Here is a 14,960-nt window from a genome sequence, read left to right on the forward strand (position 1 = left end):
GCCTTCGCAAAAGGGGTTCGAAGGGAAGCGAGACAATGAAGCGCAAGCTTACAAACCTCAAACGCCGGTTCGTTCGCGACGAGAGCGGCAATATCCTGCTGATGGCGGGAGCAGGCTTTGCGATGCTGGTCGGAGCAGCCGGCGTCGGAGCGGACACCGTCCAGTGGTATCTGTGGAACCGCCAATTGCAGCAAGCCGCCGACAGCGGCGCCCTGGCCGGTGCGCTCGCCCTGCATCAAGGGGCGGACTTCGATCCGACTGCGCGGGCCGAGCTGACACGCACGGCCAATACCAGTTTCGTCATCGAGACACTAACGAATCCTCCGTCGAGCGGGGATTACATCGGTGATACGGGCGCGATCGAACTCATCGCGACGACCAGCAGGAAGCTGCCTTTCAGCGGAATGTTCATGAGCGCTCCGCCCACGATCCGCGTCCGTTCCGTCGCGGCAACGATCGCGGGCGGCAAGCACTGCGTCATCTCACTCGCCGATGACGGCGTAGGGGTCGAGATGCAGGGAACCGCCGACGTCGATCTTGGCTGCGGGGTCGTCGCCAATTCGCGCGGAGCGAGCGCGATTTACTTTCACGGTTCGAGCTATCTCGACGGTTCGCCGATCAGCAGCGCTGGCGGGATCGTTTACGATGAAGTGAACTTGCCCGCCAATGCAGGTCTGCAACCATTCGGTATCCCCGTTGACGATCCGCTCGAGGAACGCGGCCTGACCGTGCCCGATACGACCGGATCCTGCGATCAAACGAACTTCACCGTCAAACCAGGCACGTCCGCCGAGATTTATCCGGGAATGTATTGCGGCGGCATCAACGTCCGCGGGACTTTGCTGATGCATCCGGGCGTCTACCTCATCGCTGGCGGCTCTTTCAAATCGAACAGCCAGGCGAAGATCATTGGCAAGGGCGTGACGATCATTCTCACCAACAAGGGCGGAGCGGGCGATGCCGCAACGGTCGATCTGAATGGCGGCGCGAAGCTCGAACTGACCGCCCCGACGCTTGATCAGGACCCGGACTGGGCCGGTATTTTGTTCTTCCAGGACCAGATCGGCAGCGCGCAACGCAGCAAGATTAATGGTGGCTCCGAGCTCATCATGGACGGCATAATCTACATGCCCGGTGGCGATCTCGATTTCTCCGGCAACGCCAATCAGAAATCGCAGTGCCTTTTGCTCGTAGCCAAGCGCGTCGGTTTCGCTGGCCAGTCGAACATCAAGAACAATTGCGGGCCCGAGGTGGAATCCTACACCTCGCGCACGAAGATCATTCGGGTAGTGGAGTAACGCTCATGACGAACATCCAAACGAATGCAACGGCTCGCAAGCTGGTCCGGGACGAACGCGGCGTCGGACTGGTCGAACTTGGGTTTGCCGCGCCTGTCCTCATGCTTTTGGGGCTCGGAATGATCGACATGTCGATCGTCGCATCCAGCAAGGTCGACATGGAGCAGGCAGCCCAGCGCGTTACCGACTTCGCCCTGTCGCAGCGTCCGACCAACGGCGATGCGAGTTATCTTCTGGCAGAGGCAAAAGAGGCAACCGGTATCACCGACGAAGCCCTTGAAGCCGATCCGTCGTTGATCAAGGTGGAGATCTATCTCGAATGCAGCGGCGAGCGGCAGACCGATTTCACGACCGTTTGCCCCGTCGATGAGATCCCCGCCAGGTTCGCCAGCGTCAGCGTTTCACGCGATGTCGATACCGGCTTTAACTGGCGCGGGATCGGAAAAATGTTCAGCGGCTCGGAAGGCGATCCGACGATCCGGGTGACCGGCGATAGCGTGGTGCGGTTCCAATGAGCTTGTTCGCCATGCGCCGTTTTCGCAGTTTCTCTCGCGACAGTCGGGGTTCGGTCGGGCTCGACTATGCGATTGCCATTCCAATCCTCGTGACGATGATGATCGGCATCGTCCAGTTTGCGGTCGTCTTGCACACCGCCGGCGTCATGCGCCATGCGCTGGGTGAAGGACTGCGCCTCGCGAAGGTCGATCCGACCGCCTCGACGATCGAAGTGAAGGACGCCGCGAAGGGCAGCATGAAGGGCGTGCTCCTGTCGGGAATAACCAAGCTGGAGTTTCGCCGATCGGCCACGGCACGCTCGCAGATCGGCACGATGACGATGGAATACCGGCTCGAGCCGATCATTCCTTTCGCCTCCATTCCGCCCTTCACGCTGAGCGAAACGCGCAAGGTCTATCTGCCGAGCTAAAGCCCTGCTGCGCTCAAGGCTCGATCGAAATCCTCGATCAGGTCGTCCGGGTCTTCGAGCCCGATATTGACCCGCAACATGCCTTCGCCGACGCCCATCGCCTCGCGCGCTTCGGCGGAAAGTCCGGCATGAGTGGTAGTCGCCGGATGGCACATCAGGCTTCGCGTATCGCCGATATTGTTTGATATATCGATGAGTTCGAGCGCATCGAGGATCGCGTGAGCCTGAGCCCTGTCGTCGACGACGAAGCTGAAGATCGGCCCGCAGGCATCCATCTGTTTCGTGGCGAGTTCGTGCCGGGGATGGCTCGGCAGGCCGGGATGCAAGATCGTGGGAACGCGGCCCTCGACGAATTGACCGACCTTCAATGCGTTCTCGCTTTGCCGATGCGCGCGCAGTTCCAGTGTCTCCAGACCCTTCAAGACCACCCAGGCATTGAACGGGGCGCATGTCGGACCTGTATTGCGCTGAAACGGCATCAGGGTCTCTTCGATGAATTCCTGCGAACCGCAGATCGCACCGGCGAGAACCCGGCCCTGCCCGTCCATCAATTTCGTCGCCGAATAAGCAACGATGTCGGCGCCGAATTCCATCGGTCGCTGCAAGGCTGGCGAACAGAACGCATTATCGACAACGGTCGTGATCCCATGCGCCTTGGCCACAGCGCAAACGTGTGAAAGATCGACGATGTCGAGCGTGGGATTGGCCGGAGTCTCGAAGAAGAATACCTTCGTATTGGGTTTGATGGCCCGTTCCCAAGCCTCGTCATCTGCACTGTCGATGACGCTCGTCTCGATCCCGAACCGGGGAAGCAGGCTGTCCACGAGCCAGCGACAGGAGCCGAACGCCGCGCGCGCGGCAACACAGTGGTCACCTGCAGACAGCTGCGAGAGCAACGCGGCGGTCATTGCTGCCATCCCGCTTGCCTGAGCCCGGCACGCTTCCGCTCCTTCGAGCAGGGCGATACGCTCTTCCAACATGGCGACGGTCGGGTTTTGCAGGCGGGAGTAGGTCATTCCCTGCTCTTCGCCGGCAAAGCGAGCGGCTACCGTCGCTGCGTCATCGTAAGTATAGCCCGACGTCAGGAACAGCGCTTCGCTGGTTTCCCCGTGCTCGCTCCGCCAGGTCCCGCCGCGAACTGCCCGAGTTGCAGGACGCCACTGCGCCGTCTTTTTCCTGTCTGTGCCCGTAGTCTTTTTCATAGGACGCAGCGTTTAACGCGCATCCCGCCCGGCGCAAGCAGGACCCCATCGTCGACAAGAAAAACGGGACCGCAAGCGACCCCCGTCATCCTGTTCATCTGTCAAAGGCAAATCAGCCGGCGCTGATCGGCTCGTCGTCGTCATCGTCGTCGGTCAGCAAGAGAACGGCCATGCCCGCACCTGCAATAATGGCGATGATCGCACCCGCGCCAATACCCTCGAAGAGTTCGCTTTCCCCTTCGACCGGGGCGCTGGCACGATCAAGTGCGCTCGTCGATTGTGCCGCGATCGGCGCCGCAGCCAATGCCGATGCCGCCAGACCCAATGCAAGTTTCGAAAGACGCATAAATACCTCCGCTAAATCTTTTGCTGACTTAATTGCTGCCAATGAATTGAATGAAGGCGCGTTCCCCTCTCGGACCTAATGCTCACGAAAAGTCGGTCTGAACGTTCGGCAAGAGCGGTAGAGCGCGAAAACCTTCTCCTTGCGGAAGTGCATCGCCCCTCTTAACCGACAGGAACGATGGATCAGGGGTCACACGGTCATTCCGCGAACAGGCGCGATCCCTTATTCGCAACGGTTATCATCGCAGGACTGGTCTTCGTAGCACTCGTCGTATGGAAGCTCGTACCACTGCCGAAAGTTGCGGCGCTGACTGCCGGCCTTTTCTGCATCGCTCGAACAGGATGGTTCGCCAGCTGCTCTAGGGGCGTATCCCTCGGCATCGGTGTCGCGGCGGGGGCGATCTTCCTTCTTGCGCCATTAGGGTCGGTAACCGCTTGGCAAGTAACTGGTGCCGCGTTCTTCCTCGCTGCGGGGTGGCAGCTTGCGGCCGCAATGCGCGAGCCCGAAACCGGAAGGATGCGCCTGGCGGCAGCAGGAGTGGCGCTCGGAGCAGGCTCATCCTTACTGCCTGTACTCATTCCGTTAGCGGCTGCTCCGATTCTCGCATTCGCAGTGCTGCGCTATCTGGCAGGCAGACGCCGCCTCGTCGCGAGCCGCCGGGGCGCGCCGGTTCCGGGCATCTCGCTCTGGGAAGCTGTAATCTGGCTCGGCATCGTACCCGTCGCAATCTATGTCGCGGCGATGACGCTATTGCCCAACATAGTAAAAAGCTGATCTCTTCAGAGCCGCGCCAGAACCGCATCCCCCACTTCGCGTGTGGAAGCTTCGCCTCCGAGATCGCGCGTCAATACGCCTGCATTGAGCGTTTCCTCGACCGCTGCTTCGATCCGCGAAGCCTCGCTTTCCAGCCCCAGCGAATGACGCAGAAGCATGGCGAGCGAGAGAATGGTTGCCGACGGATTGGCCAACCCCTGCCCCGCGATATCAGGCGCGCTGCCATGGATCGGTTCATAAAGACCGAAGGTTCCGAACTCCGTCTTGCGCGCGCCTAGCGACGCACTGGCCATGAGGCCGATGGAACCGACGCAGGCGCTCGCCTGATCGGAAAGAATGTCGCCGAAGAGGTTGCCCGTCACGAGAACGTCGATCGCTGCCGGATCGCGCACCAACTGCATGGCCGCGTTATCGACATACATGTGCGCAAGCGTCACTTTGGGATAGTCCTCTGCGACCTCAATCATTGTCTCGCGCCACACCCGGCTGGTTTCGAGCACGTTCGCCTTGTCGACGCTAAGGACGCGGCGCTTCCGGCCCCGCGCTGCATCGAAGGCGATATGGGCGATACGCCGGACTTCGCTCGCGTCGTAGGCCATGCGATCCCAGCCCACGACGTCTCCGGATGCGTTCCTGTCGCGTCCCTTCTCTCCAAAGTAAACGTCCCCGGTAAGTTCGCGCACGATAAGGCAATCGATCGAGCGTGCGATGTCAGGTTTGAGGGCGGAAAGATGTTCGAGGTTCGGAAAACTTTTCGCCGGCCTCAGATTGGCGAAGAGCTCCAGTTCCTTGCGAAGACCGAGGATGGCCTGTTCCGGTCGCAATTCACGCACGAGCCCGTCGCATTCGGGATCGCCCACTGCCCCCAACAGCACTGCATCGGCTGCTTTCGCCATTTGCAAGGTTTCCGCAGGCAGGGGATGTCCGTGCCTGCGATAGGCGCAGGCACCGACATCGCCTTCGAACAGCTTGAGCCCGGGAAGCGACAGTGCAGCCAGCACCCGGCGTGCCTGTTCCACGACTTCCGGCCCGATCCCGTCGCCTGGAAAAATCGCTATCTTCATGTCAGCATCCGTTTCAGTCTTGCGCCCAGTAAGTTCCGCGCGGCCATAACATCGCCCCTGACATCTGCGAGCAGGTAGTTTTCTATCGCCGGACCAAGTTTTTCGAACCGGACGAAGACAGCCTGATAATAGCCATTTGCGCCTACTCCGACCATAGAGCGGGAAGGTTCTCCGTGCCTTTCACGGATGTTCGCACCGCCATATCCGAGTTCGCGCAGCAATAGCCGCTCATACGCGACCAGCGCCGGGAGCCAACCGCGAGCCGAGGGTGCGGCGCAAATGGCGTCGAGCACGGCGACGAGTGTGCGATAGAGAGCGGGATAGGGATTGCGTTCGGGAAGGACGCTCGCGGTGAGGGAGGTCACCCATAAAATGGCCGCTGACGCCAGTGGCTCCGTCAGCCAAGGTCCGCGGCTCGTGGTAAGCTCGACGCGCGCGAACGGTAATTGCGTGTCCGACTTGGAACGGATGTCGGCTTCAACAAGATTGCCGGGAACGACGACCGGTCGCAGATTGCGCCCCCTGCCCCCGGCGATATAGGCGGCAACGAGTCCGGCGTCTTCCGTAAGAAGACGTGCGATCACCGCCGTCTCGCCATGCGATCGTGCCGCGACGACGATTGCCGGGACGCGCAGATTCATGCAACTTGCCGTCGCGTCGTGCGCCGGTTAGCGGTCGATGGTCTGTTTCGCTTCGAGTTCGGCGACCCGCTTCATCAGGGCTTCGCTATCTTCCCGCGCCTTCGCAGCCATTGCCTTGACCGTATCGAACTCTTCGCGGGTCACGAAGTCCATGCCCCCCATCGCTTCCTTGACGCGTTCCCGCGCTGCCTCACGAGCTTCTCGCGTCATTCCGGCGAAGGTTCCGGCCGCACTGTTGGCGAGCTTGACGAAATCGGCGATCATGGGGTTCTGAGACTGCATGACTGCAATGTGGGTCGGCGACGACATAAACGCAAGCGCCTTTGATGTCCCCTAGAGTTCCATCCGCTGCACTTCGGCGGGCGGCACGCCGCCGGCACCGTCCGCGTCAGGGTTCAACGCGAGAAACTGGTAGTTCAGAATCGTCGCGAACACGAGCCAGGCGAGGTAGGGCAGCATCAGCGCAGCTGCCAATGGCCGGACCTTCCAGAACAGGTAGATGGTCGCCAGGACAAGCAAGTCGAGCACGATGATGAGGACTAGCGCTGCGCTCATCTCGTGCAGCGCGAAGAAGAGTGGCGTCCAGGCGAGGCTTACGAGGAACTGGACGACGAACAGAGCTATCGCGGGGTTGCGCAAGCGGGCGCCCCGGGCCGCACATATGAGTGCCACCGCGAACCCGATCAGAACCCACAGTATCGCCCAGACAATGCCGAAAAGTGCGGGAGGGGGATAGATCGCAGGTTTTTGAAGGGCGGCGAACCACGCACTTTCGCCGATATCTCCGACGATGGCGGACGAAAGGAAGCCGAGCAAGAGAATCGCCGGCACGGTCAGCAGCGACCATCGGACAAAACTGGCGCGCAATTGCCCCTTCGACGCCAAGACGTTCATGCCATTCCCCATCGTTAGACGCAGCGAGCAATCCGCGATTCGCTCGACCGGCAAAGGCGGTAGCGTATTGAGCAAAGGCAGGGGCCACGCAAGCCGCGCTACCGGTGCAATGCACCACAATGGCACGGTGAAGGTCGCACTGGCAGAACGCCTATTTCAGGAGGACGAGTTCTTCCGCCATCGTCGGATGGATCGCCATGGTAGCATCGAAGTCGGACTTCTTAAGGCCAGCCTTCACCGCAACAGCAGCCATCTGCATGATTTCCGGCGCTTCGGGCGCGATCATGTGAATGCCGACGATCCGGTCGTTCGCAGCATCGCAAACGAGCTTGTAGAGGCCGCGTTCGTTACGTCCGGCAACGACGTGCTTCATCGGGCGGAAGTCCGACTGATAGACCCTGACGCCGCCCAATGTATTGCGCGCCTCCCCTTCCGTCATGCCGACGGATGCAATCGGCGGGTGGCTGAAGACGGCGCTGGGAATGCAATCGTAATCGACCGTCGTTTCCTCGCCACCGAAGACCGTATCGGCGAAGGCCTGGCCTTCACGAATGGCTACCGGAGTCAGCTGGACGCGATCGGTAACGTCTCCGACCGCATAGATATGCTCGATATTCGTGCGGGAAAACTCGTTGACCTTGACCTCGCCCTTGTCGCCAATTTCAACGCCGACTTCCTCGAGACCGAGCCCCTTCGTATGCGGAACGCGTCCGGTGGCGAAGAGAACGCAGTCGACTTCCATGTCGTCCGCTCCGTCCAGCGCCACGTGCAAGGCGCCGTCTTTCTTCTCGATGCGGTCGATCGTCGTGTTGAAGTGGAACTGAATGCCCTTGGCCGTCGAAATCATGAGCAGGCGATCGCGCAGCGACTGATCGTAACTGCGCAGCAGCGTGTCGGAGCGATTGATGATCGTCACCTTGCTGCCGAACTGATGGAAGATGCCCGCAAACTCGTTGGCGATATAACCGCCGCCGACGATCAGGGCGCGCTTGGGTATTTCGTCGAGATGAAACGCGTCGTTCGAGGTAATGCCATGCTCGGCACCGGGAAGGTCGGGCACGTGCGGCGTCGCGCCGGTCGCTATGAGAATATTCTTGGCCGTGACGGTCTTGCCGCTTTCGAGGGTGATCTCGTGCGGACCGGTCAGCGTCACGCGTTCGTGAAAGATCGTGACGTCATGGCTTTCGAGCGTTTCCGTATAAAGACCGTTCAGCCGGTCGATGTCGGTGAGAACATTGTCGCGCAGCGTGACCCAGTCGAACTTTGCCTCGCCGATATCCCAGCCAAATGCCTTCGCATCCTCCAGATCTTCGGCGAATTGCGCACCATAGACGAGCATCTTCTTCGGAACGCAGCCTCGAATGACGCAAGTGCCTCCGATACGGTGCTCCTCCGCGATGGCCACGCGCGCTCCGTGAGCGGCCGAAACGCGGGAAGCGCGAACGCCCCCCGAGCCGGCACCGATGGTGAAAAGGTCAAAATCGTATTCGTCGGCCATCAAACAATGCTCCTGGGATTAGCCCGGAGATATGGCCCTGCCGCCGCTACGCCGCAACCGGCGAGGAAACTAATTCCTCGCCTGGGGCCAAACTTCGAATGCGCAGATCAGCTTCGACCGGCACTCTCTCGCTGGCTGCGCTGACGCCGCGAGCGCTGGCCGCCGGGCTTGCCTGACGGTTTTCCCGGACCTCCGAAACGCGCGGGTTTCCCCGCCCGGTTAGGATGCTTGCGCTTCGGTTTGGAGTCCTGCCTCCCCTCACCTTCGGCGGGTGCACCGCCCTTGCGAGGCCGATTATCCGGCTTCCTTTCCTTGCGCGGATGTTTGGGCGTCACCGAAGCACGTCCGCGCTGCTGTTTGGGCGCCGGCTTCGTTGGACCGACCCCTTCCACAACCGCCCGGAAGTTGTCGGGCAGCGGCAACCGCTCGAGCTGCGCGTCGGTATTGCGAGTGATGTCCTTGAGATAGGCTCGCTCGTCCTCCGCACAGAATGCGATGGCGATGCCGTCCGCACCCGCCCGCGCCGTCCGGCCGATCCGGTGCACATATTGCTCGGGAACGTTGGGCAGCTCGTAGTTAATGACGTGGCTGACACCCGGAATGTCGATGCCCCTCGCCGCGACATCGGTTGCGACGAGGATCGGGACCTTCCCGCTTTTGAAGTCGCCGAGCGCGCGCTGCCTTTGCGGCTGCGACTTGTTGCCGTGGATGGCATTCGCGTCGATATTCGCCTGAGCCAGTTTCTTCACCACGCGATCCGCACCGTGCTTCGTTCGCGTGAAGATCAAGACACGCTCGAACTCGCCCGGAACCTGGTGTCGACCGGACAGGATCATTTCCAGCAAAGCCTGCTTCTCGTCCTGCTGGACCATCAGCAGATACTGGTCGAGGCGCTCCGCCGTCGTCGCGGCGGGCGTGACCGAAATCTGGACCGGCTCGGTGAGGTACTGCGCCGCCAGATCCTTGATTGCACGCGGCATGGTGGCGGAGAAGAACAAGGTCTGCCGTTTCGGCGGGACCAGTGACACGATTCGCTTCAAAGCATGAATGAAGCCGAGATCGAGCATCTGATCAGCCTCGTCGAGGACGAGAATTTCGACCCCGTCGAGCTGGAAGGCCTTCTGATCGACCAAATCGAGCAATCGACCCGGCGTTGCGACGAGGATGTCGACGCCGCGCGCTAGTTTCTGGCGATCGCGACCGACCGACGTTCCGCCCACGATGCTCGCCACCTTCATCGCTGCAAGAGCCGCGTAGTCTCGCGCGGATTGCGCGATCTGACCTGCTAGTTCGCGGGTCGGCGCGAGCACCAGCATCCGGCAACCCTTGCGGGGCGCATGCCGGTCGCTCTGGCGCAACCGGTCGATCGAGGGCAGCATGAAGGCTGCGGTCTTGCCCGTGCCCGTCTGGGCGACGCCGAGTAGGTCATCGCCCTTTAGAACCGGCGGAATGGCCTGCGCCTGGATGGGGGTCGGCGTGTCGTAACCCTTGAGCTCGAGCGCCTGAAGAACGGGCTGCGAAAGCCCGAGTTCGGTAAATTTCATGTTTTTTTACTCGCAAATAACAGCGGCGCGCTGCCTTTACGAGGCGCACGGCGCGGGGGATTGGAACCGCCCGCGTGAAAAGGGAAGTTGTCGTTAAAACTATCGACCGAGGCTTGGCCGGGGCGGCACAATATGCCGCCGGTTCACGCTGCCGATCGCCTCGATGGCTCGCAGATGGGCAGACTACTGCCCGAAGTCAATCGATTTCGCGCGAACCCTACTTGTTCCGATCGTTGCGCGTTTTCCACTCACCGTTCCGGCTTGGCTCTTCACGCGCGAGCCGTCGCGCCGTCACGCTGGTTTGAACGACGAACAGAGAAATGAGAATGAAGGCCACGAAGGCCACGAACAGGTCGATCCCGGAAATCCTGCCGAACCATCCCGGCCCAGTGCCGAACCACATCATCGCGACCGTCAGACCGATGAGGAGAAATCGCAGTTCGGTTGGGCCCGCATTAAGGTAGCTCAGCTTTAATTCGCCGAGCACACGAACAGACAGAAAGGCATGAATGGAAAGCAGCAGATATCCTGCAAGCGCGAACAATGCGACTTCCATGACGACATAGGGGCTGAGGCCGATCCCGGTCACGACGAGCGTCGTGGCCAACCCATCGCAGCTATGATCGAGAAAATAGCCGTAGCGGGGCCGCTCGATCCGGCGATACCGAGCGAGGCTGCCGTCCGTCGAATCGCCGAACCAGTGTACCACGTAGCCGGCGATGGCGAGCCACAGCCAGTTCTCGTCCCAATTGCTGGCTACGTAGCCACCGAACACCATAAATGCGCCGAACATTCCGACGAAGGTGAGAAGGTCCGGCGATACCCAAGCCGGAAAACGCGCGCACAACCAGTTGAGGAGGCGCCGCTCGCTACGCGCGAGAAGGTTCTCCTGAATGCGCTCGATTGGTTTGCGATCGTCGATCTTGTCGGGTTGCATGGCTGGCTCCCCATGCGATTTTCAGCCGTTCATGGCAATGCTTCAGGCGCCGTCTTTAGGGATTAGCGCAATTCCGCTAGCGCCTGAGGCGAACTCGGTTCGCAGTTGCAGCAAAAAGCTGCAGGACGAGCGGAACTGCCGCCAGTTAATGTCATTGGTTGAGGGGAAGCGTACTTTCGGCGCGTCTCGATCAATTACTTAACACCGGCGAAGGAGACCAATGCTCGATTGGATCGAACTTCACTTTCGTGCCCAGCCCGAATGGCTGCAAACTGCGATAGCTCTCGGAGCCACGGTCATCCTCGCGTGGCTCCTTCATCGTCTCATTTTTCTTTCAATGATACGCTTGTCGCGAAGAAGCGAAAGCAAGTCGGACGACGTCCTGCTGCGTGGCCTGTTCAACCCAACAAGATATGCCGCGATCGCCCTCGCCGTCGTCCTTGTCGCCGGGGAATTGCCCCTGCTTCGCGAAGCCTGGGATCGCATCGCAGGGTTCGTGGTCCCCGCCCTCGTCGGCTGGATCGCCGTCGCCATCCTGCGCGCCTTCACGCATACGATGGCGATGCGCGCGGACATCACGGTCTCCGACAACCTCAAGGCACGACGCAAGCGCACCAAGCTGTCCCTGTTCAACCGGCTGGCGACCTTCATCATCCTCTTCATCACGGTTGGACTCATGTTGCTGTCGATACCCGGCATTCGCGACATCGGCCTGACGCTCGTGGCCTCCGCCGGATTGGCCGGTCTGGCCGTCGGAGCAGCCGCACAGCCCGCCCTGCGCTCCCTCATCGCCGGCGTTCAGATGGCAGTGACCGAGCCTATCAACATCGACGATGTCGTCATTATCGAGGGCGAATGGGGCTGGATCGAGGACATCCGAACGACCTACGTCGTCGTGAAGATCTGGGACGAACGACGCCTGATCGTGCCGACCGCCAAGTTCCTCGAGGAAGCTTTTCAGAACTGGACGAAGCGCCATGCGCAAATGCTCGGGACAGTCTTCCTCTATCTCGATCTGACGACGAAGATCGGTCCGATCCGCGAGGAATTCGAACGCGCTGTCGTGGAACACCCTAAGTGGGACGGACGCGTGAAGGTCGTCCAGGTCACGGATACCAAGCGCGACGCGATCGAGGTGCGGTTGCTCATGAGCGCGAAAGACTCGCCGACCCTGTTCGACCTGCGTTGCGACATGCGCGAGCATATTCTGGAATGGATCGCGGATCGCCAGCCGGAAGCAATTGCCCGAACGCGCGTCGTGGGAGAGCCGGATGACGAGCAGCGCCTGCTCACCATGCCCGCCAATTAGGTAATTAGCCTAGTCCGGCAGCCTCCAGCAACGCTGTCGTGCTCGGGTCGAAATCACTACCGCCGCTCTCGATTTCCTTTGCCATTTTCTTGCCGAGTTCGACGCCGAACTGATCGAACGGATTGATGCCCATGAGCACCGCGTTGGCGAAGGTGCGATGCTCATGGAACGCGATAAGCGCGCCCAAAGTACTCGCATCGAGGTCATCGCACAGGATGGTCGCGGACGGTCGGTCGCCCGGAAAGGCGCGCGCGGGATCGTCGCCCGAAGCCGACATGTTACCGCCCTTCATGAGCGCCGCCCCCTGTGCAAAGCAGTTCATCAGCAAAATCGAGTGATGTGCAGGATCGAGCTCGTCGCCAGGCGCGATGCTCGCTATGAAATCGACGGGGACCAAGTGCGTACCCTGATGAAGCAGCTGAAAGACGGCGTGCTGCGCGCCCGTCCCCACGCCGCCCCAGGTAATAGCGGCTGTCGGCTCGTCGACTTCGTCCCGGATGATCGTCACGCGCTTCCCGTTCGATTCCATCTCCAGTTGCTGAAGATAGTCGGGTAAGAGCGAAAGGCGTTCGTCATAGGCGAAGACTGCGCGCGTCTGACATTTGCGAATGCGTGCGTAATACCGGTCGGCAAAGGCCGCGCGTAGCGGGAGGTTCGCGCGCCCGTCGGTGTCGCGGAAGTGCTCGTCCATCGCCTTCGCGCCCGCCAGCATTGCAGCGAAATCGTCCCACCCGACCGCGAGCGCGACGGGAAAGCCGATCGAGGACCATAGCGAGTAACGACCGCCGACGCTTTCAGCAAAGGGCAGGATGCGCGTCTCGTCAACGCCCCACTCGACCGCCTTGTCGGGCGATGCGGTAAGCGCAACCACCCGCCCGCCGGGATCGTCGACGCCGTTTTCGCCCAACCATCTGAGCGCGGATTCCGCGTTGGTCATCGTCTCGGTCGTGGTGAACGTCTTCGATGCCACGGCGATAATCGTGGTCGCGGGGTCGCACGCCGCGAAAGCCTGCTCCAGCGCGAGGCCGTCGATATTCGAGACGACATGGACATCGACCAGTTCGAGGTCGCGGGTCAGCGCGTCGAGCGCCATTGCGGGGCCGAGCGCGCTTCCCCCGATACCGATGTGAATACAGTGCCGGACTTCGCCCAGCGCGCCGCCGTGAATGGCCTCGACCAGCAATTTCATCCGCTCGTGAAGCGCCGATGCCTCCTCGACGCTCGCCTCGTCTCCGATACCGCGCTGTGCGGTGTGTTCGGCGGGGCGGTCTTCGGTCACGTTGACACGGCGACCGCCGAGCAAGGAAGCCCGCAAGCCGGTGAAATCGGCCGCCTTCGCCAGTTCCTCGAACTCGTCCAGCAAATCGTCGTCGAGATGCGTCTTCGACCAGTCGAACAGAATGCCTTGCTTGGCATTCTCTCCGAGCGCCGTGTCGGTCCATTCGAGCCTCTGCGACAATTTACCGACCCGTTCCTGATCGGCGGCGAAGAGTTGCTCCAACGTCTGCGTCGGCCTTTCCTCGATCGCGTTCCAGGCGGCGGCCATGGCTTGTCTGTCAGAAGAAGCGGTCACGCGGAATTCCTTTGCTGCTGAACGGTCGGACGGTTAGGTGAGCCCGCCATGAATTGTAACCCCTCAATACGCCAGCGACAGCATCGGTCCCTGCTCGCTTCGGCGATCTGACGGCGGGTTCGCCATGTCTCTCGAAGACCGACCGGAACTTGAAGCAGAGCAAACAGCAGACAGCGCCGAACAGCGGGACGGCTTGGGTTTCCTGTGGTTCATCGCGAAGGTCGTAATCGTCGTCTTTCTTTTTCGAGTCCTTGTCTTTTCAGCATTCTACATTCCCAGCGAAAGCATGATGCCGACCCTTCTGCGCGGCGACTATCTGGTCATCGCGAAATGGCCATACGGTTATTCGAAATACTCCATCCCCTTCGGCACGCCCCTGCCGGAAGGGCGCATCTTTGCCGCTCTTCCGGAACGCGGCGACATTGCCGTATTCAAGCATCCGCTCGATCGTTCGGACTACATCAAGCGGGTCGTCGGCCTGCCGGGAGACCGGGTCGAATTGCGTGACGGGCAGTTCTTCCTCAACGGTCATAAGGTTCCGCGCGAAGAACAGGCCGACTTCGCCATCGCTCGGGGGCCATATGCTTCGTGCAACTGGGGCCGACCGATTATCCTGCCAACTGGCGAAGAAGGCTGTCGCTTCGGGCGAAGCCGCGAGAGGCTGGACGAAGCAGACGCCTACGAAATTTTGGACAGCGGAAAGGGTTATGCGGACGACTTTGGCCCAGAGATCGTTCCAGCAGGCCACCTCTTCGTTATGGGCGACCATCGCGACAATTCGCAGGACAGCCGCTTTCCGCTTCGTGTCGGCGGCGGAACCGGCTTCGTTCCGGTAACGATGCTCGTCGGCCGGGCCGATCGCATCGTTTTCTCGACCGACGGCCATGCAGACTGGTCGGACCCGGCAAGCTGGTTTAGAGCAGCGCGCTGGAACAGGATCGGCAACGAATTGTGA

16 protein-coding genes are annotated in these 14,960 nt (G+C 61.0%); 6 read left to right on the forward strand and 10 right to left on the reverse strand.

The window, feature by feature from the left end:
- The first annotated feature begins 35 nt into the window (after window positions 1-35).
- The 3 genes from GRI38_RS06230 (at window position 36) to GRI38_RS06240 (ending at window position 2,223) form a co-directional block, all read left to right on the forward strand.
- Entirely contained in the window at window positions 36-1,298 is a 1,263-nt protein-coding gene (locus tag GRI38_RS06230; protein WP_160682010.1) for a pilus assembly protein TadG-related protein, read from the forward strand.
- A gap of 101 nt (window positions 1,299-1,399) precedes the next feature.
- Entirely contained in the window at window positions 1,400-1,813 is a 414-nt protein-coding gene (locus tag GRI38_RS06235; protein WP_419880259.1) for a tetratricopeptide repeat protein, read from the forward strand.
- A complete protein-coding gene (locus GRI38_RS06240; protein WP_160682012.1) occupies window positions 1,810-2,223 on the forward strand; it encodes a TadE/TadG family type IV pilus assembly protein in 414 nt (137 codons plus the stop codon). Before GRI38_RS06235 ends, GRI38_RS06240 begins: the two co-directional genes overlap by 4 nt.
- Here GRI38_RS06240 and GRI38_RS06245 read toward each other — a convergent pair.
- Together GRI38_RS06245 and GRI38_RS06250 are read right to left on the reverse strand one after the other, a co-directional pair.
- A complete protein-coding gene (locus tag GRI38_RS06245) occupies window positions 2,220-3,425 on the reverse strand; it encodes a trans-sulfuration enzyme family protein (RefSeq protein WP_160682013.1) in 1,206 nt (401 codons plus the stop codon). The genes GRI38_RS06240 and GRI38_RS06245 overlap by 4 nt on opposite strands.
- 112 nt (window positions 3,426-3,537) lie before the next feature.
- Entirely contained in the window at window positions 3,538-3,771 is a 234-nt protein-coding gene (locus GRI38_RS06250) for a hypothetical protein (protein WP_160682014.1), read from the reverse strand.
- Window positions 3,772-3,948: 177 nt separating this feature from the next.
- Here GRI38_RS06250 and GRI38_RS06255 point away from each other — a divergent pair, with 177 nt between their 5' ends.
- Window positions 3,949-4,545, forward strand: coding sequence for a hypothetical protein (locus GRI38_RS06255; protein ID WP_160682015.1), 597 nt, complete (start codon window positions 3,949-3,951; stop codon window positions 4,543-4,545).
- A gap of 5 nt (window positions 4,546-4,550) precedes the next feature.
- Here the strand turns inward: GRI38_RS06255 and leuB are convergent, their stop codons facing one another.
- From leuB to GRI38_RS06290, 7 genes are all read right to left on the reverse strand, one after another.
- Window positions 4,551-5,609: a 3-isopropylmalate dehydrogenase gene (leuB, locus tag GRI38_RS06260; protein WP_160682016.1), complete on the reverse strand. Its 1,059-nt coding sequence runs from the start codon at window positions 5,607-5,609 to the stop codon at window positions 4,551-4,553.
- A complete protein-coding gene (gene recO, locus GRI38_RS06265; protein WP_160682017.1) occupies window positions 5,606-6,250 on the reverse strand; it encodes a DNA repair protein RecO in 645 nt (214 codons plus the stop codon). Before recO ends, leuB begins: the two co-directional genes overlap by 4 nt.
- A gap of 27 nt (window positions 6,251-6,277) precedes the next feature.
- On the reverse strand, window positions 6,278-6,532 hold the full coding sequence (locus GRI38_RS06270) for an accessory factor UbiK family protein (protein ID WP_160682491.1): 255 nt from the start codon (window positions 6,530-6,532) through the stop codon (window positions 6,278-6,280).
- Between the two features lie 51 nt (window positions 6,533-6,583).
- Entirely contained in the window at window positions 6,584-7,144 is a 561-nt protein-coding gene (locus GRI38_RS06275; RefSeq protein WP_160682018.1) for a TspO/MBR family protein, read from the reverse strand.
- A 151-nt stretch (window positions 7,145-7,295) separates the two neighbouring features.
- A complete protein-coding gene (gene gorA, locus GRI38_RS06280) occupies window positions 7,296-8,642 on the reverse strand; it encodes a glutathione-disulfide reductase (RefSeq protein WP_160682019.1) in 1,347 nt (448 codons plus the stop codon).
- A 107-nt stretch (window positions 8,643-8,749) separates the two neighbouring features.
- Window positions 8,750-10,186 (reverse strand): DEAD/DEAH box helicase, encoded by a 1,437-nt coding sequence (locus GRI38_RS06285; protein ID WP_160682020.1) that lies wholly within the window; start codon window positions 10,184-10,186, stop codon window positions 8,750-8,752.
- Between the two features lie 217 nt (window positions 10,187-10,403).
- Window positions 10,404-11,123, reverse strand: a complete 720-nt coding sequence (locus GRI38_RS06290; RefSeq protein WP_160682021.1) for a CDP-alcohol phosphatidyltransferase family protein — start codon at window positions 11,121-11,123, stop codon at window positions 10,404-10,406.
- Window positions 11,124-11,343: 220 nt separating this feature from the next.
- On the opposite strand from GRI38_RS06290, the gene GRI38_RS06295 reads away from it, so the two are divergent.
- Entirely contained in the window at window positions 11,344-12,432 is a 1,089-nt protein-coding gene (locus GRI38_RS06295; RefSeq protein WP_160682022.1) for a mechanosensitive ion channel family protein, read from the forward strand.
- A gap of 4 nt (window positions 12,433-12,436) precedes the next feature.
- Here the strand turns inward: GRI38_RS06295 and pgi are convergent, their stop codons facing one another.
- Window positions 12,437-13,978 carry a glucose-6-phosphate isomerase gene (gene pgi / locus GRI38_RS06300; RefSeq protein WP_160682492.1) on the reverse strand — a complete coding sequence of 514 codons (1,542 nt, stop codon included), beginning with the start codon at window positions 13,976-13,978 and terminating at the stop codon, window positions 12,437-12,439.
- Window positions 13,979-14,129: 151 nt separating this feature from the next.
- On the opposite strand from pgi, the gene lepB reads away from it, so the two are divergent.
- Window positions 14,130-14,960: a signal peptidase I gene (gene lepB / locus GRI38_RS06305; protein WP_160682023.1), complete on the forward strand. Its 831-nt coding sequence runs from the start codon at window positions 14,130-14,132 to the stop codon at window positions 14,958-14,960.

Origin of the sequence: Parapontixanthobacter aurantiacus, from assembly GCF_009827635.1 — a bacterium.
GTDB classification, from domain to species: domain Bacteria; phylum Pseudomonadota; class Alphaproteobacteria; order Sphingomonadales; family Sphingomonadaceae; genus Parapontixanthobacter; species Parapontixanthobacter aurantiacus.